This window comes from Pelosinus sp. sgz500959, from assembly GCF_042610375.1.
Lineage (GTDB): Bacteria > Bacillota > Negativicutes > DSM-13327 > DSM-13327 > CTSoil-075.
The window spans coordinates 1-20,021 of the sequence record NZ_JBGJZL010000009.1; the positions used below are offsets into that span (position 1 = coordinate 1).

The 20,021-nt window shown below is 38.4% G+C and carries 16 protein-coding genes, 6 tRNA genes, 1 other RNA gene and 1 riboswitch; of the genes, 3 read left to right on the plus strand and 20 right to left on the minus strand.

Annotated features, from left to right (window positions below; all coding sequences use genetic code 11):
* Positions 1 to 364: 364 nt before the first annotated feature.
* The 12 genes from ACAN52_RS14565 to ppk1 all read right to left on the minus strand — a co-directional run bounded on the left by ACAN52_RS14565 (position 365) and on the right by ppk1 (position 7,721).
* Positions 365 to 643: a pro-sigmaK processing inhibitor BofA family protein gene (locus tag ACAN52_RS14565; protein WP_378955647.1), complete on the minus strand. Its 279-nt coding sequence runs from the start codon at positions 641 to 643 to the stop codon at positions 365 to 367.
* A gap of 169 nt (positions 644 to 812) precedes the next feature.
* Complete coding sequence (locus ACAN52_RS14570) at positions 813 to 1,121, minus strand: DUF2508 family protein (protein WP_378955648.1); 309 nt, start codon at positions 1,119 to 1,121, stop codon at positions 813 to 815.
* A 59-nt stretch (positions 1,122 to 1,180) separates the two neighbouring features.
* Positions 1,181 to 1,777, minus strand: coding sequence for a recombination mediator RecR (gene recR, locus ACAN52_RS14575; protein ID WP_378955649.1), 597 nt, complete (start codon positions 1,775 to 1,777; stop codon positions 1,181 to 1,183).
* 3 nt (positions 1,778 to 1,780) lie between these two features.
* Positions 1,781 to 2,116: a YbaB/EbfC family nucleoid-associated protein gene (locus tag ACAN52_RS14580; protein ID WP_378955650.1), complete on the minus strand. Its 336-nt coding sequence runs from the start codon at positions 2,114 to 2,116 to the stop codon at positions 1,781 to 1,783.
* 4 nt (positions 2,117 to 2,120) lie between these two features.
* Entirely contained in the window at positions 2,121 to 3,857 is a 1,737-nt protein-coding gene (dnaX, locus tag ACAN52_RS14585; protein ID WP_378955651.1) for a DNA polymerase III subunit gamma/tau, read from the minus strand.
* Between the two features lie 140 nt (positions 3,858 to 3,997).
* Positions 3,998 to 4,212, minus strand: an RNA gene (gene ffs, locus ACAN52_RS14590) — signal recognition particle sRNA large type.
* 26 nt (positions 4,213 to 4,238) lie between these two features.
* Positions 4,239 to 4,328, minus strand: a tRNA-Ser gene (locus ACAN52_RS14595).
* Between the two features lie 196 nt (positions 4,329 to 4,524).
* Positions 4,525 to 4,615 (minus strand) — tRNA-Ser (locus tag ACAN52_RS14600).
* A 23-nt stretch (positions 4,616 to 4,638) separates the two neighbouring features.
* A complete protein-coding gene (gene tadA / locus ACAN52_RS14605; RefSeq protein WP_378955652.1) occupies positions 4,639 to 5,124 on the minus strand; it encodes a tRNA adenosine(34) deaminase TadA in 486 nt (161 codons plus the stop codon).
* Positions 5,125 to 5,146: 22 nt separating this feature from the next.
* A tRNA-Arg gene (locus tag ACAN52_RS14610) sits at positions 5,147 to 5,223 on the minus strand.
* Positions 5,224 to 5,243: 20 nt separating this feature from the next.
* A tRNA-Arg gene (locus ACAN52_RS14615) sits at positions 5,244 to 5,320 on the minus strand.
* 349 nt (positions 5,321 to 5,669) lie between these two features.
* Positions 5,670 to 7,721, minus strand: coding sequence for a polyphosphate kinase 1 (gene ppk1 / locus ACAN52_RS14620; protein WP_378955654.1), 2,052 nt, complete (start codon positions 7,719 to 7,721; stop codon positions 5,670 to 5,672).
* Positions 7,722 to 8,014: 293 nt separating this feature from the next.
* On the opposite strand from ppk1, the gene ppx reads away from it, so the two are divergent.
* The gene (gene ppx, locus ACAN52_RS14625) at positions 8,015 to 9,532 is read left to right on the plus strand and encodes an exopolyphosphatase (protein ID WP_378955655.1); all 1,518 of its coding nucleotides are present in this window, start codon (positions 8,015 to 8,017) and stop codon (positions 9,530 to 9,532) included.
* Between the two features lie 194 nt (positions 9,533 to 9,726).
* Positions 9,727 to 10,785, plus strand: coding sequence for a tetraprenyl-beta-curcumene synthase family protein (locus ACAN52_RS14630; RefSeq protein ID WP_378955656.1), 1,059 nt, complete (start codon positions 9,727 to 9,729; stop codon positions 10,783 to 10,785).
* Between the two features lie 42 nt (positions 10,786 to 10,827).
* Here ACAN52_RS14630 and ACAN52_RS14635 read toward each other — a convergent pair whose 3' ends face one another.
* Positions 10,828 to 11,955: a M20/M25/M40 family metallo-hydrolase gene (locus tag ACAN52_RS14635; protein WP_378955842.1), complete on the minus strand. Its 1,128-nt coding sequence runs from the start codon at positions 11,953 to 11,955 to the stop codon at positions 10,828 to 10,830.
* A gap of 176 nt (positions 11,956 to 12,131) precedes the next feature.
* Between ACAN52_RS14635 and ACAN52_RS14640 the strand changes: the two genes are divergently transcribed.
* Positions 12,132 to 13,298: a DNA polymerase IV gene (locus ACAN52_RS14640; RefSeq protein WP_378955657.1), complete on the plus strand. Its 1,167-nt coding sequence runs from the start codon at positions 12,132 to 12,134 to the stop codon at positions 13,296 to 13,298.
* A 49-nt stretch (positions 13,299 to 13,347) separates the two neighbouring features.
* On the opposite strand, the gene ACAN52_RS14645 is transcribed toward ACAN52_RS14640, so the two are convergent.
* From ACAN52_RS14645 to ACAN52_RS14675, 7 genes are all read right to left on the minus strand, one after another.
* Positions 13,348 to 14,625 carry an Nramp family divalent metal transporter gene (locus ACAN52_RS14645; protein ID WP_378955658.1) on the minus strand — a complete coding sequence of 426 codons (1,278 nt, stop codon included), beginning with the start codon at positions 14,623 to 14,625 and terminating at the stop codon, positions 13,348 to 13,350.
* The gene (locus tag ACAN52_RS14650; RefSeq protein ID WP_378955659.1) at positions 14,625 to 15,923 is read right to left on the minus strand and encodes a magnesium transporter; all 1,299 of its coding nucleotides are present in this window, start codon (positions 15,921 to 15,923) and stop codon (positions 14,625 to 14,627) included. Before ACAN52_RS14650 ends, ACAN52_RS14645 begins: the two co-directional genes overlap by 1 nt.
* 296 nt (positions 15,924 to 16,219) lie before the next feature.
* A riboswitch (M-box (ykoK) riboswitch) is annotated at positions 16,220 to 16,394 on the minus strand.
* Positions 16,395 to 16,536: 142 nt separating this feature from the next.
* Positions 16,537 to 16,627 (minus strand) — tRNA-Ser (locus ACAN52_RS14655).
* 12 nt (positions 16,628 to 16,639) lie between these two features.
* A tRNA-Ser gene (locus ACAN52_RS14660) sits at positions 16,640 to 16,729 on the minus strand.
* A 146-nt stretch (positions 16,730 to 16,875) separates the two neighbouring features.
* The gene (locus tag ACAN52_RS14665) at positions 16,876 to 17,640 is read right to left on the minus strand and encodes a polysaccharide deacetylase family protein (protein ID WP_378955660.1); all 765 of its coding nucleotides are present in this window, start codon (positions 17,638 to 17,640) and stop codon (positions 16,876 to 16,878) included.
* A gap of 147 nt (positions 17,641 to 17,787) precedes the next feature.
* On the minus strand, positions 17,788 to 18,015 hold the full coding sequence (locus ACAN52_RS14670) for a hypothetical protein (RefSeq protein ID WP_378955661.1): 228 nt from the start codon (positions 18,013 to 18,015) through the stop codon (positions 17,788 to 17,790).
* Between the two features lie 315 nt (positions 18,016 to 18,330).
* Positions 18,331 to 20,004 (minus strand): ribonuclease J, encoded by a 1,674-nt coding sequence (locus tag ACAN52_RS14675; RefSeq protein ID WP_378955662.1) that lies wholly within the window; start codon positions 20,002 to 20,004, stop codon positions 18,331 to 18,333.
* Positions 20,005 to 20,021 lie beyond the last annotated feature (17 nt).

Here is a 20,021-nt window from a genome sequence, read left to right on the forward strand (position 1 = left end):
TGTTAGGCACGCCGCCAGCGTTCGTCCTGAGCCAGGATCAAACTCTCCATAAAAGTTATATTATGAAGAACCTTGATGGCTCTTTAAAAAACTTACTTGTGTCAGTATCACTTGCGTGACCCGACGTGTGTGTACTCAAAACGAGTACGGCACATCTGGCTTATTTTAACTTTACTTACATTGTTTAGTTTTCAAAGAACACCTAATTGCAACAAGCAACGTTTATGTCATCATTGCAACGGATATTATCTTAACATGTTTTTCACATCATGTCAACATTTTTTTGTGCCGGCAGCACCGGCGACTTGCTTATAATATCATACTCTTTAAATGCATGTCAAGAGATTTAATTATTTTTTTATAATCATGCAATAAATACTTTAAATAAAATAAGCAAGACAACCCCCGGCAATCCCAGAAAACCAGCGACGAGAGCAGTAATGGGATTAACAGCAATATTGAAACCAATATGAGCGCCTACAAAATTTAAAACCCACAGCATCGCACCACCGATTAAAGCATTATAAATCAAACGAAAAATTAACTTAATAGGCATTAAAAACATACGTCCTAACAAATAGATTAAAACAATACCAAAAACATAGGCTAGAATTACATTAAATTCACCAAATACAACCGGCATAATCAATCCCCTCCTCTATACACTCCTACAATATACATATTAAAAAGATAGTCCAAGTATGATAATAAACGGCTTAGATTCAAAAAATAGATCACTTTAATTCCGTAAAAAAACCAGAGTATTCAACTCCGGCTTTCAAATCCTTTGATTATCCCTATGCTTGAAAAAATCAGTGATTTACTATCTCATTTTTATCCTTCTCTTCATAAGGCTTTTCCGCATATGGAGAATAAACGACACCCGCATGACGCGCCTGTTTTAACAGATACATGTATTTTTTTTCTGTCGCTCGCATCAAATATACTGCATGATCAATCAAATCTTCATCAGACACCATATTATAATAAGATTGAGCATTCAACCATTCTTGCCTAGCTTCTTCTACCATTACAGGTAAAGGCGGCAACGGCTTAGGAACAAAATTTTCACCAATTTGTAAACGTGTTTTTATTCTTTCTAATATTGGCATGATGTCCATATACACTCCTCCTGTCAAGGCTATTTTTTCCAAAAACAGGAGGAATTAAACGTCTTTTCTTACATTTCTCGTCGATTTTCCATTGCTTTTGATAAAGTAACTGCATCAGCATATTCTAAATCTCCGCCAATTGGTAAACCATGGGCAATTCGCGTTACTTTAACCCCAAGTGGTTTTAAGAGTCTAGAAATATACATAGCAGTAGCTTCACCTTCAACATCAGGATTTGTAGCCATTATCACTTCTGTGATCGTTCCTGATTGTATTCGAGTCAAAAGTTCTTTGATCCGAATATCATTAGGACCAATACCTTCCAAAGGAGATAATTGACCATGTAATACATGATAGCGACCATGATATTCGCGAGTGCGTTCCATCGCAGCCACATCCCGCGGTTCTTCCATCACACATAATACACTAGAATCTCTCACTTCAGCCTGACATATCTTACACGGGTTACAATCCGTCAAATTAAAACACACATTACAGTAACTAATCTTTTCCTTTGCTTCAATGATAGCCTGAGCTAATCCTTCAGCCCGCGCTTTATCCATTTCCAAAACATAATATGCCAGCCGCGCAGCCGTCTTAGATCCTATTCCCGGCAAAGCACGAAACTGTTCTATTAGTTTGGCAAGCGGCGCTATGTATTGCATAACTTAAAACATTCCAGATGGCAGATTTAAACCACCAGTAAGTTTACCCATTTCTTGAGCCATCATATCATCGACTTTTTTTATCGCTTCATTAACAGCTGCTGCTACCAAATCTTCTAACATTTCAATATCTTGTGGATCAACTGCAGCTGGATCAATTTTCAAAGATTGAATTTGTTTTTCTCCAGTAATGACCACCTTAATCGCACCACCACCTGCCGATACCTCCATGGTACGAGTTTTAAGTTGTTCCTGCATTTTTGCCATTTCACCTTGCAATTTTTGCATTTTCTTCATCATGCCAGCCATATTACCCATGTTACCCATATTTCCAAACATTATTTTAGTCCCCCTTATGTTCTTCTTTTTTTGTTACTTTACCACCAAACATATCTAAAGCCTGGCGCACAGCAGGATGTTCTGTCCCCTCCAGCGGTACTCCGGTACTTACCGGCTTGGATTTAGGCGATACAGTTGATTTATTTTTAGGCGTAGCCGCCACAGTCCCCAGTATACAACAAAGTTGCACTGTTTTTCCACAAATTTGTTCCAGTATCTTTTCAATCATTCCACGATAATCATCTTTTTCTGTACGTTCTTTAGGAAAAGTCGCCGCAAATTGAACAGTGGCTTGTTTATCATTTAAGGCAATCAAATGTCCTTGCGAAACACAAGCATGGACGGAACGTTTACCTTTTGCCACCAATTCTTTCAACACATCATCCCAAATACGTTTTATATCATCAGTTATATTTGAATCAACTATGATTTTTTCTAACTTAGTCTCTTCACTTGTTGGCTCACCTTTCACTGGCTCTGGTACCGATAAGCTTTTCGGCGGCGCAGAAACAATCGGTGCTGCACGTGTCAGAGGTGGTGCCGATTGAATCACTTGAGTTTTCGGCATCACAGATTGATTATAACTGACAGGCATTCCCGAAAATTGGGCCTCTAATGCTACAATCCTCGCAAGTAAGCCATCCATATCACCACCAACAGAACGGCGACAAATAGATAGTAATGTCACTTCAGCCGTTATTCTTGGTTCAGGTGCCCAACGAGCTTCATTGGCACCTTCATTTAATAGTTGAATTATTTGAATTAATTCTTCATGAGTAAACAAATCGCTATGCTTGCCGAGTACGATTCGATCATCACCATATAATTCAATATTATCAATTGTCGGTGCCGCCTTAAACAACATGACGCTTCTCATATATAAAGCCAGTTCAAGTAAAATTTGGCGCACTTCTTTGCCCAGTACAATTAGTTCATTTAAAGCTAACAATACAGCTTTAAAATCACGTTCAACCAAAGTTTCCGTAATATGCCATACCCATTCATGACCAATAAGTCCTAATAATTGTCGAACTCGCTCTGACGTGATCAAGCCGTCATCCATAGTTGTACATTGATCGAGAATACTAAGAGCATCTCTGAGTCCACCATCAGCATGAGATGCGATAAGTTTCAAAGCGTCAGGAGCCACATCAAGGCCATTGTGTTGAACAACATCAGCTAAACGTTGTTCAATTTCCCGAACACCAATACGTCGAAAATCATAACGTTGGCATCGAGAATGAATCGTAGCGGGTATTTTATGAGCCTCTGTAGTCGCTAAAATAAATACCACATGAGGAGGCGGTTCCTCCAATGTTTTAAGCAGAGCATTGAAGGCTTCTGTGGTTAACATATGTACTTCATCAATAATATATACTTTATACCGTCCATCCACGGGGGCAAACTTCACAGTCTCCCTCAATTCGCGTATTTCATCAATACCCCGATTAGATGCAGCATCAATTTCAAGAACATCCATAGATGCACCAGTATTAATCCGTTCACAATTTGCACATATATTACACGGCTCGGGTGTCGGGCCATTGATACAGTTGAGTGATTTCGCCAATATTTTAGCTGTGCTGGTTTTACCAGTCCCTCTCGGTCCTGAAAATAAATAAGCATGACCAATTTTGCCTAATACAATGGCATTTTTCAAAGTACTGCTAATGTGATTCTGTCCTACTAAATTTTCAAAATCCTGAGGACGCCATTGACGATATAATGCCACATATGCCATATAACCCGCACCTCCTTACAACCTTATATTTTATTCCACATGAAGTTTCTTTTTCCTGCAGTTTTACTCTGCAAAACAATCCTCAAAAAGATACTTTCTATCATAGCCAAAAAGCAACCAGATATTCTGGTTGCTTTTCATTGCATTTATTCTTTTAGCGTCGGGCCACGACACAAGCCAGGCACCCTCACGGCACATAAAAATTATCACTTACCGCTGCTTCCTTCCGGATCTGACGGGGTTCATGAGTTTCCATTGCGTAAGACCCAACTTCTGTCGTGGCCCCACTCTAAAATAAATAAAGGGCTAAAATATGAAATTTTATGCCAATCACATGTCATCAGCCATCACACAATACGCTGACAGTTTATTAAAATTTAATGGCGGAGAGAGAGGGATTCGAACCCTCGGTACAGTTGCCCGTACACACGCTTTCCAGGCGTGCTCCTTCAACCGCTCGGACATCTCTCCAAAAACTAATTCACTACTATTTTGCATTCGCAGCAGCAATTAATCAGCTACAAAAAATATAATATCATGTCCTAAGATTATTGTCAACAATATTTTTTCATAATATTTTTTTCTTATAAATAGATTGCTCATAGAAATAAAAAAACAGGCGTTTTAACTGCGCACAGCTAGAACCCCTGGTGTTGTATATATATTATGGCGGAGAGAGTGGGATTCGAACCCACGAGACCTGTTACAGCCTACTCGATTTCGAGTCGAGCGCCTTCGACCAGCTCAGCCACCTCTCCGTTACCTGATCATCAAAAAAGTCTCATTTATTGTTAATTGCTTGTAATGTTTTTTTATTCTTTCGCCGACTACGAAAAAAATCACGCATAATTTCAGCGCATTCATCACTTCGTACTCCTGATGCAACAACCATGCTATGATTTAGAGCATCATTTTGAACTATATTAAATAGCGATTCAACGGCTCCGGCTTTATAGTCAGAACTGCCATATACTAACCGGTCAATACGACTCATTACTAACGCGCCAGCACACATAGGACAAGGCTCAATCGTAACGTATAATGTAGCACCAGTCAAACGCCATCGCTTAAGTTTTTCACAACTTTCACGTATAACAATCATTTCAGCATGAGCAGTAGCATCATGCCATATTTCACGCATGTTATGCCCTCTAGCTATGACTTGTTCATCCATAACTAGTATAGCTCCAATTGGTATTTCACCAAGATCATAAGCTTTACGTGCTTCTTCCAAGGCCAGTCCCATATAATAAGAATCATCAATCATCCGGTTCACCACACAAAATAAATGGTGCGCCCGGGGGGACTCGAACCACCGGCACACGGTTTAGGAAACCGTTGCTCTATCCGCCTGAGCTACGGGCGCAGGTACAATAAACAGCAATATGGTGACCCCGGCAGGATTCGAACCTGCGACCTCTTGATTCGTAGTCAAGCGCTCTATCCAGCTGGGCTACGGAGTCATTTTGCCAATCGAGTCAGTAACTCGTCAACAAAAAATATTTTATCATAATCAAATTACAAAGTCAACTATTTTTTTATTATAAAGTTTTTTTATGATTATTTTAAAATAGCATTTTCTATTTATATTACCTAAACATTGTGGATAACTTTATCCACAATGTTTTATCCACAGATTTTTCACTCCTTTTCGACTAAAAACCCTTTATCTTTGCGAATGATTAAGATACTTTTACTAAGTTATCCACAATTATTAACACTATGTTGATAATTGTGTTGATAAGTTTGTGAATTGTGTATAAAAAAAAGACTTGACCTTAGTCAAATCTTTTTTTTATTTTTTTTTGCTAGTTAAGTAAGAACGCACGATCGACTTTCAGCCTCTCGACATAATTCTTCCTGACTATTGATTGTTTTACCCCGACTAAAAGCATGTTGATAATTACCATCATTTTTCATAATATAAGCTTTCCGGTTATCCTTCAGCATGATTTCTAACATATTTTTCACACGTTCAATATTTTTTTGATCACCAATAGGAAATAATAACTCTACTCGTTCACTCAAATTACGTTTCATCCAATCAGCACTCGATAAGTACACGTCCGAATTGCCACCATTTGCAAAATAAAGTATTCGATGATGTTCCAAAAATCGTCCAATTACACTTCGTACGGTAATATTATGACTAACCCCCTCAATACCTGGTATTAAGGAACAAATACCACGAACAATCAGTTCGATTTTAACTCCTTTGCTAGAAGCTTCATATAATTTAAGAATAACCTCTTTATCAAGTAGAGAATTCATTTTTGCAATAATATGCCCACCTTTCCCCGCTTCAGCAAACTCAATTTCTCGATCAATGAGTGCCTTCAAACGCTTTCGCAAACCATGGGGGGCAACGACAAGTTTCCTCCATGAGGTCGGTACAGAACAACCAAGGATCATATTAAAAAATTCAGAGGCATCAGCACCAATTTCTTTATCAGCAGTAAATAAACTCAAATCTGAATAGAGACGGGCAGTCGTGTCATTATAATTACCAGTCCCCATGTGAATATAGCGACGCATACAGCTACCTTCTTGTCTAATAACCAACGCCATTTTGCCGTGAACTTTCAATCCTACAACACCATAGATAACATGACAACCAGCTTCTTCTAATCGCCTAGCCCACAAAATATTATTTTCTTCATCAAAACGTGCACGAACTTCTACAACAACAGTGACCTGTTTACCATTCTCCGCTGCTTTTATCAAAGCTTCCACAATAGAAGAATTTCCGCTTACACGATATAAAGTTTGTTTAATAGCAAGTACACCAGGATCAACAGAAGCCTGCCGAATAAAATCCACAATGGGTGCAAAAGATTCATAGGGGTGATGCAATAAAATATCTTTTTCCCGAATGACATCAAACAAATTCTTTACATCTTTAAGTTCCATAGGAATTTGGGGAATCATGGGTTTGTAACGCAAATGATCATAACCGATGACATCGGTCACTTTCATAAAACACGACACATCAATTCGACCAGAAATCTCATATACATCTTGCCCTGCAATTTTAAACACATCTAATAAGAAATCTTTCAAAAAGTTTTTACGCGTTTTACCGATTTCCAAGCGAACGGCTTCTCCTCGTTTACGCTGACGCAGAGACTTTTCCACTTCAACTAACAAATCTTCAGCACCTTCACCATCAATTAGCAAATCCGCATTGCGAGTAATCCGAAAAGGTATTACTTCTTTGACTACATAACCAAAAAATAAATATGAACAATAACTTGTTATAATATCTTCTAAGAAGACAAAGGTCTTTCCGACGCCTTGATCTGGTACCTCGACAATCCTTGGCAACACACTCGGTACTGGAACAATTGCAATTTGGCTTTCTTCCACACCTCTAGTCAAGGATACGACTAAGTTTAAACTTCGATTGGCTAGTAACGGAAAAGGATGACTCGCGTTAATTGCTAAAGGAGTCAAAAGAGGATAAATGATATTATGAAAATAATTATCCATCCATTCGCGCCCTGAAGTTGACAACCCTTCGACTGTAGTAAAAAATATATTTTCAGTTTCCATACAAGTCATGATTTTTTTCAAAAAACGATATTTTTTTTGCACTAATTTACGTACGCTTTGATCAATCAAACTTAATTGTTCTGCAGCATTGAGACCTGCATCATCTTTTTTAGTAATTCCCATCTCTACTTGTTGTTTTAGACCCGCAACTCGAATCATAAAAAATTCATCCAAATTAGAACTTGTAATAGCAACAAATTTGAGTCGCTCCAATAAAGGTTTCGTAAGAGAATTTGCTTCATTTAGAACTCGTTCATTGAACTTCAACCAGCTTAATTCCCTATTTAAAAAATTCTGTTCCTTATTAAACATGTTGCCACCCTGCTTCTACTAAATTGAACTCTATCAACGTTTGATATTCGTTATAAACCCTTATTTTCCCTCCTATATTATCGCAAAGTTCAGTCAAAACTTGTTAAGTTTTTGTAAATTTTCGGATATTTTTATCGTTTTATGACTGATAAAAGTATTATTTTCTTTATAAAATTTCCCATTTTTAAAATTTTTATTAAAAGTAATTTTGAATCAAAGAGGATTTTCGATAAATAATGCTAATACTTAACAATATAAAGAATGGCAGGAATGCATAAAGGAGAGCTACATTTATGAGCCAGCGAATTGCGATTATTGATTTAGGATCAAACTCTGCCCGCTTGATTATTGTAGAAATCTATCAAAATCGAGCTTACAATCTCATCTACCATCAAAAAGAGACTATACGTCTCAGCCAAGATGCAGATAAAAGCCGACAACTACAACCTGATGCTATGGAGCGTGCCATGGTCCTACTACAAAATTTTTCTAATGTCTGCAAGTTACATCAAGTCACTAAAATTTTAGCCGTTGGTACAGCAGCTTTGCGCAATGCTGAAAATGGTTCTGAATTTGTAAGAGCCGTTCAACAAGAGACAGGCATTGTCATTAAAATCATTAGTGGTGAAACAGAAGCTAAGCTCGGCTATATTGGAGCTATCAATACTCTTAGCGTTACCGATGCAGTATTATTTGACTTAGGTGGAGGCAGCATAGAACTCACATTAATAAAAAATCGCAAAGCCGAAAAATTTATTAGTTTGCCTTTTGGCGCTGTAACTTTGACAGAACGTTTTAATTTGCAAAATAAAGTCAGCGAAACACAATTAAATAATCTAGATAAATTTATTACACAACAACTTGATAAAATACCTTGGTTAAAAAACTTAGGAATTCCTCTTATTGGTATTGGCGGAACAGCCAGAGCCATAGGCAAAATGGAACAAAAACGTAATAATTATCCCTTACTCAAACTTCATAATTATCGTACCAGTTCGATTGCATTTGACCTATTATGGGCCGATGTCAAAGCCATGTCTTTTGATCAGCGCCGTAAAATTCCTGGGCTGAGCAATGATCGAGCTGATATCATTCTCTCAGGCTTAGCAATTGTTAAAAATTTATTCAGTGAAGTTGAAAGCACCCAGCTCATTGTTAGCAGCTGCGGCGTGCGCGAAGGATTATTTCTACAGTATTATCTTTCCCAAGATGGCCAAACGGAAGCATTGGCTGATCCACTTATACAAAGTACACATAATACGTTATTATCCTACAATGCCAATACTGACCACGCCTATCATGTGGCCAAACTAGCTAATCAGTTATTTGATGATTGGCAAGAAGCTCTAAACCTAACATCCACTGATAAAGCACTATTACAAGTAGCCGCCGTTCTTCATGATGTTGGTATTAGTATTAACTATTACGACCACGCTCGTCACAGCACTTATTTAATTGAAAATGCTCGTCTATTTGGCCTTTCCCATCGGGAGCAAATCATGACATCTCTTATTGCTGGTTGGCATCACGGTTATTCATCTAAAAATTCCTACACTAAAATTTATAGTGAATTTTTAGATGAAGAAAACTGGCAGACAGCTCGCAAGCTAGCTCTACTATTAGCATTAGCAGAAAGTCTTGATAGTACACAACGGCAAAGTGTGGAAAATATAACTACAGTCTTTGCAAAAAAAGAAACGCATCTACTTTTAACAACGAATCAACCTATACCTATTGAATTACAAGCAATTAAAAAACATAGTAAGTGGTTTAAAAAAGAAACAGGTTTTGAATTAATCGTTAAGAACTAGCACTCTAAAAAACACAGCTCATCGGCTGTGTTTTTTTATTTAGATTCTTTTATCACCATTGTGTTTTATAAATAGGTTGGGAATGGGGTATCTTATAACCATACAGCATCTTAAAGCCAAAACATCTTCTTACTTTTTTTTATTAAATATTATAAAATGAACTTATGGATTTGTTAAAAGGAGGCTATATCACTATGTTCTTTAATATAGTAAGCAACCTTAGCCTTATCAATCCCTTCGTACGTCAAGTATTTCCTCGTGTAAACTTAGAACTTGCCCATTGGGCTAATTACGCAAGTTCTCACGCTTGCCCCGAACTCAAAGAACAGGCACTCTCAAGTATTGAGTATAAAAGATTTCACTGCCAGGGCGGCAGCATTTATAGTTTATATTGGGGCGTACCCACCAATGACTTCATAAGGCTAGTCGTCGCCCTCCAAACCATCAGTGATTACTTAGATAATTTATGTGACCGCACTGGCATCACTGATGAACAAGCGTTTCGACAATTACATCTAGCCATGACAGACGCTCTTGACTCCGCGGCTCTTCCACAGGATTACTATGCCTTTTATCCATTAAAAAACGATGGAGGGTACCTTACAACCCTTGTAAAAACTTGCCAAGATGAACTTATAAAATTACCTTCTTACCAGTTAGTAAAGACAGAACTCCTCAAATTTGCTCGCCTTTATAGTGATTTACAAACATACAAACACCTAGATCCTAGAATTCGAGAATCAAAAATGATCAACTGGATACAACGCAATCATCACGATGATCAGATTACAGACTGGGAATTCGCAGCCGCAACTGGCTCTACCCTCGGCATGTTCATGTTGTGCGCTGCTGCTAGTGATAAAAACCTTACAACCAGCACAGTTACACAAATTTCTGCAGCTTATTTTCCTTGGATTAACGGCCTGCACATATTGCTCGACTATTTCATTGATGCCAATGAAGATTTAACCAATGGTGATCTGAATTTTGTCACTTATTATACTGATCAATCTCAAATGTTATCACATTTAACTCTTTTTACTGAACAAGCTTTGGATCAAGCCCGAACTCTGTCTCAGCCTCTTTTTCATAAAACCGTCGTTCAAGGGCTACTAGCAATGTATCTTTCAGATCCTAAGACGAATAGCCTTAAGGAGCAAACTGTGAAAAAAGCATTACTGAAAAAAGCAGGCAACTATACGACTTTCATGTATTTGCTCTGTAAACTTCTACGTTTTCTTAAAAAATTGTAAAAAAAATCCTGAGTGCCAGAAATGCACTCAGGATTTTACTGTTTATTTTTTCATTGTTCCTGCTGTTTTAATGAGTGAGATCACGAGTTCAGCACTATTATATAAATCAATTTCTTTAATGTACTCATCAGCAGTATGTACTTTATTCATGCCTACACCCAACACTGCCGTCGGTACACCATAATTATTAAAGAAGTTCGCATCACTGCCACCACCAGTCGCTTTAACAACTGGGATTAAGCCAATATTTTTGCTCGCATCAACAGCTAAAGTCACAACTGGAGCATCTTCAGTAAGTACATAAGGCCCATAAGATTGTCTTACAATCACTTCAGCACGACCACCATGGCTTGCCACGACTCTCTCAAAAGTTTCTTTCATATGATGAGTCTGAGTTTCTAGCTTTTCCATGTTGCGGCTACGGGCTTCACACTTGATCTCGACTTTATCAGGTACAATATTCGTTGCAACTCCGCCACTAATTATGCCAATATTCGCCGTAGTTTCAAAATCAATTCGTCCATATTTTAGCTCGGCCAAGGCAGCACCTGCCACCACAATGGCGTTAATGCCTTCTTCTGGTGCAATACCCGCATGAGCTTTTTTACCATGTACGATTGCGATAATATTATTTTGACCAGGAGCCATATTAATAATCTCACCAGGCGCACCGCTAGAATCAAGAGCATAACCAAAATCAGCTTTTAATAAAGATGGTTCCATATTTTTTGCACCGTTTAAACCACCCTCTTCTGCCACTGTAAAGACGATTTGCAAAGGACCATGAGGAATTTTTTTTTCGACAATCACGCGTAAAGCCTCTAGGATTGCAGCAATTCCCGCTTTATCATCTGCACCAAGAATGGTGTCCCCAACGGACGTAATAATCCCATCCTTAAGCACTGGCTCAATTCCCCCACAAGGTTCAACACAATCCATATGAGCACTCAGCATCAAAGTTGGAGCTCCCTGGATCGTCCCCTCGATGTAAGCAATAAGATTACCACAATTGCCACCAATTTTTTCTCCAGTATTATCCTCAAAAACTTCCATACCTAATGCTGTTAACCGTCCCTTAAGAACATCCGCCACCTGGCGTTCAGCTTTGGTGGAGCATCTAATTTTTACTAACTCAAAAAACTCAGCTAACATACGTTCTTTATTAACCATCATTTATACCTCCTGCTCTATGTACATATTTGTACCTTTGTTATACTAAAACTTCCACTTATCATTAATTTCACATAAAACATAGTATTCCTGCTATTATTATAATTAAAACATATTTATATCCCTAAATCTCATTAAATTAAATAGAACCCAATACACAATTCATGGAGGTACATATGGCAAATACTCAACATCGGTGGATCCTTCATATTGACATGGATGCTTATTTTGCTTCAATTGAACAACGCGACCACCCTGCCTATCGTGATAAACCAGTCATTATCGGCGGCCTCAGCGGCAGGGGTGTAGTTTCCACAGCATCCTACGAAGCAAGAGTATACGGAGTTCGATCAGCAATGCCAATGACCGAAGCTCGTCGACGTTGTCCAGAAGGAATCTTTCTGATGCCTAATATGGATAAATATGCTTACGTTTCTGATCAGATTCGTCATATCTTTGAAGATTTCTCTCCTTTAGTAGAACCTCTATCAATGGATGAAGCCTTTCTCGACGTGACTGGAATGGAATACCTTTATCCTGATGCCACCGATATAGCGCGTCAAATTAAAGCTAAAATCAAGAATGAAATTAACTTGACAGCTTCTGCCGGAGTAGCGACCAATAAGTTTCTTGCCAAACTAGCTTCCGATCTACAAAAACCAAATGGCTTAGTCACAATCCATCCAGGCGAGGAAATATCCTTACTCGCCCCTATGCCAGTACACAAGCTATGGGGAGTCGGTCATGCAACAGCCAACCTATTAAAAAAACTCCAAATTGAAACGATCAATGATTTTCGCCATGCTGATATTAAACTACTCGAACATCACTTAGGCATAGGCGCCATCGACTTATATAATCTAGCATGGGGACGAGATAGCCGTCCTGTCATCCCTGACCGAGAAGCTAAATCAATCGGCAACGAAAACACCTTTGAAAGAGATTTACGGTCACTAGATGAAATTAAAGGAGTACTGATCGCCCTTTCTGAAAAATTAGGGTGGCGGTTGAGGAAGGTAGGTCTTTGGGGACGAACAATCACTCTCAAGATTCGATTTTCCTCCTTCCGCACAGTGACTCGCAGCATCACTCTCCCATCAGCGATCTCCTTGGATGAAAAAATTTATCAAACTGCTTGCGAAATGCTACAGAAAATCCCTCTTCATGAAGGCGTTCGCTTACTGGGCATTACGGTGTCTAAGCTAGGTCATGGCAGCGGCCAGCTTTCTCTTTTTGATGAAAGCAAGGAAAGCAACGAACGACAAGAAAAAATAACGGCCGTGATGGATAAACTGAAAGATAAATTTGGCGAAAGAATCATTACTCGCGGACGAGTCAAGTAAACTCAAAAGTCCCATACCAGACTGGTATGGGACTTTTAACGTAAATCTTTTATAATCCGAGATATCCCATCATGCTATCCAACAAGGTGGGCGCAACTGTCGAAATCAACAACAACAGAGTTAATATAATTAACACAATCGTAAATGCCCATGAAACAACATTATATCCTGTAGAATTTTTATGCTTGCCCATGATTGTCTCATTACTAGCAATGAGCACCATGAAAATCAAAATAGGAGGAAGTAATACTCCATTGATGACTTGGGATGCTAACATAACATTGTACAAGGATAAACCAGGCCATAGTGCAATACCTGCACCGAGTACAATCAGCACGGTGTAGATTGAAAAAAACACAGGTGCTTCTTTTGAATTTTTACTTACACCGCTTTCAAAACCAAAAGCTTCACAAACAGCATAGGCCGTACTCAGAGGCAAGATGAAAGCTGCAAGCATGGAGGCACCGAGGAGTCCAAAAGAAAATAACATACTTGCATATTTCCCGGCTAAAGGTTCTAGAGCGACTGCTGCATCTTTCACTGTTTCAATTGAGATTTGATTGGAATAGAGGGTAGCTGCTGTCGTCACAATGATAAAAAAGGCAATGAGCCATGTGAAAAAAGCACCTAACATGACATCCCAAAAGACATATCGATATTCTTTCGCCGTAATGCCTTTATCCACAACGGCTGCTTGAATATAAAACTGACCCCAGGGAGTAATCGTTGTTCCAATAACACCAATTGCCATCATCAAAAATTCAGAATCCCGAGCGAAGGTAGGAGTCACGCTGGCAAGCATCACTTCTTCCCAAGGAGGGTTTATAATCACGCCTGACACAATATAGCTCAAAAATGTGGCACATAACATAAAAAATATTTTCTCAATCCGCGTATAGTCACCTTTTAAAACTAGCCACCATACCAGAAAAGCCATGATTGGTACTGAAATAAATTTACTCACACCAAAAATTTCAAAACTCGTTGCAATGCCAGAAAATTCCGATGCTGTAGTGCCAATATTTGCGATTAATAAAACAATCATAGCAAAGAAGGTCCATTTCACACCAAATAGCTCTCGAATTAAATCTGATAAACCACGACCGGTCACAGCCCCCGTCCGAGCTGAAATTTCTTGGGCAATCGCCAGACAAACACTACTAATTAATACTGTAAATAATAATCCATATCCATATTTTGCACCTGCAGCTGCATAAGTAGCAATACCACCGGCATCATTATCAGCAAAAGCCGTTACAACTCCCGGTCCCATGACAGACAAAAATAAGCCCAAACGAACACGCATACTTTTGATCATATTCATCATTATCGTCCCCGACCTCCCCACTTGCTCAACGCAAACCACGAATAAGTATCAAGCTTACCTCGTTCAGGTATCAAGATGTCGATAATATCATCCACCGTCACAATTCCCAAGATAATACCTTGTTCATCAATAACTGGTACAGCCAGTAACCCATACTTATTGATTACATCTGCAACCCGTTGATGATCATCCTCAGGCTGTACTGTAACGAGTTTAGTATGCATCAATTCTCGTAATGTTGCGCTAGGTGATGCTACAATCAATTCACGCAAGGACAAAACGCCTTGCAAATGTTCTTCTTGATCAATGACATAGAGATAATAAATTGTTTCGGCTTCCGGTGCTAGTTTGCGCAATTGATTAATCACTTCTTCAGGAGTCAAATCGGCAGAAAATGCAATAAATTCCGTTGTCATCAATGCGCCCGCAGTTCCCTCCTCATATTGCATGAGTTCTCGCACTTCTTCAGCATCGTCTTCTTCCATCAATTTAAGTAAGCCTTCTGACTTCTCTGCAGTCAATTCGACTAAAATATCTGCCGCTTCATCTGGCGCCATTTCCTCCAGCAAATCAGAGGCACGTTGCTCATCCATTTGTTCAATAATTTCTACCTGGGCATCCAAATCCATCTCAGTTAATGCATCAACAGCTTGTTGATCATCTAAATTATCAATAAAATTGGCTCTACGCTTATAATCCATATCTTCAAGTAAATCAGCAATATCCGCAGGATGAAGTTCGCTGACCTGCTGCTTTTCATGATTAAGTTGTAAATTAGAGTTCCAACTTTCAAGAGGTTTAATATATTGCCAGCCCAACAGGTTATTATTATAGCTTTTAAATAAAAATTCCAATCCTAAACGGCGAAAAAGCCCTCGCACACCAATGTCAACAGCAACTAAAATCATCCGTTGAATGTTTTCCTGAATGACCCATGACAAGGTAATATCATTAACCCTTACAATTTTAGAACCTTTTAAATCGATAATTTGTTTATCAAGTAGCCACTTACTAATAAAAATATCCGTTTCATGCAAGGGTACAGTTTTATCTATAATAAAGTTTTCTTTCAGTCTGACTTCCTTGTAACTACAGCGATCAATCTGATCAATAGGAATCAGTTCCTGTATATTTTTAGCATACTTGATTCCCACAATTTGAGGATAAGCTCCATCCCAACGCACAGCCATATCCCTTATCTTACCAGCTTTGCGACCGCTTTTATCATAGATAGGTTTACCTAACAACTGACTAAAATAAAACTCTCCTAAAATTTTAAATTGGTTCACATGATTCATAGTTTAGCCCTCCTTCTTTTGCTGGACTCCATTCACTGTCCATACACAGACAGAGCAATCCAGAACTTTCATTAATCCATTGTCACTATCCTCAGGATCGGAATCCATAAAACACCTCCTATTGCAATATCTATATCTTTCCCCACTATTGGAGATAAGAAGACTTGATTCAAATAAAGTTTTGACTCCTCCGAATCTCAGTCCCTCGTATTAGGGGTATAACGATTGGATAAATGGGCAAAATTAAAAGACCCCCTAAAAGTAGAAGGTCTTCCCGTGTATCTGTAATAATAGCTGACCTTCCCCCTCGTTGAGCTTTAGCACTGTATAACGTAGAGATTCTAAAAAATGTACTCAGCTACGTTAAGTAAAACCTTAATCCGGTAGTACCTGTTATACCCATTGGCGTCTTTCGACGTTTCCGGGCAGTAGCCTGTGTTTATACAGGAGCCTCACCTAACAAAGAAATCATATATACTTTTTCTTCTTAAGAGTAGCATTTAATTTCATCAAATGCAATCATAATCTTTTCTTAAAATGTTAATTAAATGTTAATTATGCAACAAACGCCTTTATCTTGTTGCCAAGATAAAGGCGTTCAAATTTGAATGAATGGCGGAGCGACAGGGATTCGAACCCTGGCAGGCCTTACGACCTCTAACGATTTAGCAAACCGTCCTCTTGAGCCGCTTGAGTATCGCTCCATAATTATTAGATGGCGGAGGGGGTGGGATTCGAACCCACGGATCCCTTTCAAGATCGCTGGTTTTCAAGACCAGTTCCTTAAACCGCTCGGACACCCCTCCGAGCTCGACAACACATTTACTATTATATCAGTAAATTTTAGTATCGTCAATATTTTTTCAGATATTTTTTTGAGTTTTTTTAATGTTTCTCAAAATCAAATCCTCTAATAGTATATCAAACTTTATTTTTAAAATCAAGTTATTTTTTAAATACCGCCACGATTAGCAATTACGCCTCGAATGCCACCATCATACTTAAAGATTGGAATGCGTCGCAATTCAAACTCTGGAGATTCCTTACGACAAATACCTTCCCGCACAGTAAAACCTGTTGTATATCCTAAATTTTTTGCAAGAGTTATGACATTGTCATTATAACTACCTTGGGGATAGGCAATGGCAGTCACAGTTTTACCTAAAACACTTTCTAGAACGGCTTTTGATATCGTCAGCTCTTCGCGAATTTCCTCCCACGTTAATTCTCCCAAACGTCGATGTGTGACAGTATGCGAACCAAAAGACATACCACCTTCTGCCATTTCCACAATTCGTTGTGGAGTAAGACGATCTGGTGTCCATAGTTTATCGGTGATAATGAAGAAAGTAGCAATCATATTATGTTTTTTCAGTATAGGATATGCATTTTCAAAATTATCCAAATATCCATCATCAAAGGTAATCAAAATTGGTTTATCAGGCATTTCTATATTACGGTCTTCAAGAAAACTCTGCATTTGCTCTAAAGAAATCGCACAATAACCATAATATTGAAGAGTTTCTAAATCTGTGGTAAATCGTTCAGGAGTCACTGTAAAATTATCCGTTGTATATCCGACACGATGGTATACTAGTACAGGAATTTGGCGATTACCTGATCCGCTACTCGTAGGCACCTGAAATAAAAGTTCTGCATAACTTACACTAACGAATGTACTGGCACACATTTTTATAAAACTACGCCGGGACAACATGGGTACATCTCCTCTTTTCGAAGGAATTTTCAATACACATCTCTTGATTAAGAATTTTATAATCTATCTCATTGTACACTATCTTATGAGTTAAATAAACGAAAAAGATCTTACCTATTTTTATTTCTGTAAGATCTTTTTTGTTTGTTATTCTAATCGATAATAGGACCAAACACAATGCAGCCCCCGTACTGTACTGCCACATCGACATCCGTCATGACCACATATCCGCGAGCAAGTCATGTCTACACCTGACTGAGCGACTCGCTCTGAAACTTGCTTGGGCACAAAAGTAGGTTGTCCTGTTTTTATTCTATAAGAGTTTTTTTTATCATCTAATTTGCAAAACCATTTCCAAAGTTTCAAGTTAACCACCCTTTCAGCACATGCTTTTACTTACAATTATAAGATATCGTCGTATACGATTACTATGATTTACATCACACTCTGGTTTCACATAAAATAAATTCAATCGCAAAACAATTGGATTGGTACTATCATAATAGTATTGATCCGACTTCATTGCAAGGAGATCTTCTTTGAAAAAATATCCTATTATGAATGAACTGGTGGTATTGCAACTATACATGTAGGCATAAAATAGACTGTGCTGAAACTTAAGTTTCAGCACAGTCTATTCGCATCCAAGAGGATACTGTTTATCTCAATCATACATTCATAATTTCACTACTAAACTTCCATAATAATTGGTAAGATCATTGGACTACGATGGGTTTTTTCATAAACAAACTTACCTAAAGTATCCCGTACACTGGCTTTAATCGCAGCCCATTCAGTGATTTGACCAGCCTCACAATTCGCAAGAGCTTGGCGAACTTTTTGTTTTGCTTCAACCATTAATTGTCCAGATTCACGAACATAAACAAAGCCACGGGAAACAATATCAGGGCCAGCTACGACGCAACCTTTCAGCTTATCCATTGTGATAACCACAATGATAACCCCTTCTTGGGACAACTTGCTACGATCACGAATTACAATATTCCCTACATCACCTACGCCTGATCCATCGACAAAAACCTTACCTGCTGTCACTTTACCAGCAACTTTCCCAGTAACCGTATTGCCGTCTTTAGAGAATTCAAAGACCTGTCCATTTGTACCAATAAAAATATTGTCTTTAGGGATTCCTAAATCTTCACCTAGTTTCCCATGACTGATGAGCATCCGATGTTCACCATGAACAGGAATCAAATACTTAGGCCTAACTAAAGTTAACATTAACTTTAGTTCCTCTTGACTAGCATGACCAGAAACATGAATGCCTGCTGATCCTTCATGAATAACGTCAGCGCCAAGACGTAATAAAGCATCAATTGTTTTTGACACAGATTTCTCATTACCTGGGATCGGAGTCGCTGAAATAATCACTGTATCACCTGGATTAATATCAACTTTACGATGATCATTCATTGCCATCCGCGTTAAGGCAGACATAGGTTCACCTTGACTACCCGTTGTCAAGATCAAAATCTGGTTACCAGGATACCGCTTTACATCATCAATATCAATTAACATACCTTCAGGAACAATTAGGTAACCAAGTTCTGTAGCAATATTTACGACATTAATCATACTGCGACCAATAATGGCAATCTTACGACCATATTGACACGCAGAATTAATGGCCTGTTGCACACGCAATACATTTGAAGCAAAGGTTGCCAAAATAATTCGATCTTTAGCACCACGGAATGCTTCATCCAAAGCAATACCAACAGTACGTTCTGATTTGGTAAAGCCAGGGCGTTCAGCATTTGTACTATCTGACATCAGTACGAGTACACCCTCATCACCTAGTTCCGCAAATTTATGAAGATCCATTATTTTCCCATCAGCTGGTGTATAGTCGATTTTAAAATCTCCAGTATGTACAACTGTACCAACAGGAGTTTTAAAATACATACCTACAACATCAGGTATAGAATGGCTAACCCGAATAAAACCAACCTCAATGCTACCAAATGAAACTTGATCCCCGGCCTGAACAGCAATCAAATTATAATTCGATACATTATTTTCTTTTAAACGACACTCAACAAGACCAAGCGCCAAGCGAGTCCCATATACGGGTATATCAATTTCCTTTAATAAATAAGATAAAGATCCAATATGATCCTCATGACCATGAGTAAGAACAACGGCACGTATCTTATCTTGATTTTCAATCAGATAACTAATATCAGGTATCACTAAATCAATTCCGAGCATGTCATCTTCAGGAAATGCTAAACCTGAATCAACGATGACAATATCATCACCATAACGAATGACCGTCATATTTTTTCCGATCTCGCCTAATCCCCCTAGAGGAATGATTGCGAGTTTATTTTGTTTGTCCAAAAAAGAACACCTCCATT

Excerpts from the sequence above, each read along its gene's own strand:
- ACAN52_RS14565 (WP_378955647.1), bottom strand. The coding sequence starts at position 643 with ATGCCGGTTGTATTTGGTGAATTTAATGTAATTCTAGCCTATGTTTTT.
- ACAN52_RS14570 (WP_378955648.1), bottom strand. The coding sequence starts at position 1,121 with ATGGACATCATGCCAATATTAGAAAGAATAAAAACACGTTTACAAATT.
- recR (WP_378955649.1), bottom strand. The coding sequence starts at position 1,777 with ATGCAATACATAGCGCCGCTTGCCAAACTAATAGAACAGTTTCGTGCT.
- ACAN52_RS14580 (WP_378955650.1), bottom strand. The coding sequence starts at position 2,116 with ATGTTTGGAAATATGGGTAACATGGGTAATATGGCTGGCATGATGAAG.
- dnaX (WP_378955651.1), bottom strand. The coding sequence starts at position 3,857 with ATGGCATATGTGGCATTATATCGTCAATGGCGTCCTCAGGATTTTGAA.
- tadA (WP_378955652.1), bottom strand. The coding sequence starts at position 5,124 with ATGATTGATGATTCTTATTATATGGGACTGGCCTTGGAAGAAGCACGT.
- ppk1 (WP_378955654.1), bottom strand. The coding sequence starts at position 7,721 with ATGTTTAATAAGGAACAGAATTTTTTAAATAGGGAATTAAGCTGGTTG.
- ppx (WP_378955655.1), top strand. The coding sequence starts at position 8,015 with ATGAGCCAGCGAATTGCGATTATTGATTTAGGATCAAACTCTGCCCGC.
- ACAN52_RS14630 (WP_378955656.1), top strand. The coding sequence starts at position 9,727 with ATGTTCTTTAATATAGTAAGCAACCTTAGCCTTATCAATCCCTTCGTA.
- ACAN52_RS14635 (WP_378955842.1), bottom strand. The coding sequence starts at position 11,955 with ATGGTTAATAAAGAACGTATGTTAGCTGAGTTTTTTGAGTTAGTAAAA.
- ACAN52_RS14640 (WP_378955657.1), top strand. The coding sequence starts at position 12,132 with ATGGCAAATACTCAACATCGGTGGATCCTTCATATTGACATGGATGCT.
- ACAN52_RS14645 (WP_378955658.1), bottom strand. The coding sequence starts at position 14,625 with ATGATGAATATGATCAAAAGTATGCGTGTTCGTTTGGGCTTATTTTTG.
- ACAN52_RS14650 (WP_378955659.1), bottom strand. The coding sequence starts at position 15,923 with ATGAATCATGTGAACCAATTTAAAATTTTAGGAGAGTTTTATTTTAGT.
- ACAN52_RS14665 (WP_378955660.1), bottom strand. The coding sequence starts at position 17,640 with ATGTTGTCCCGGCGTAGTTTTATAAAAATGTGTGCCAGTACATTCGTT.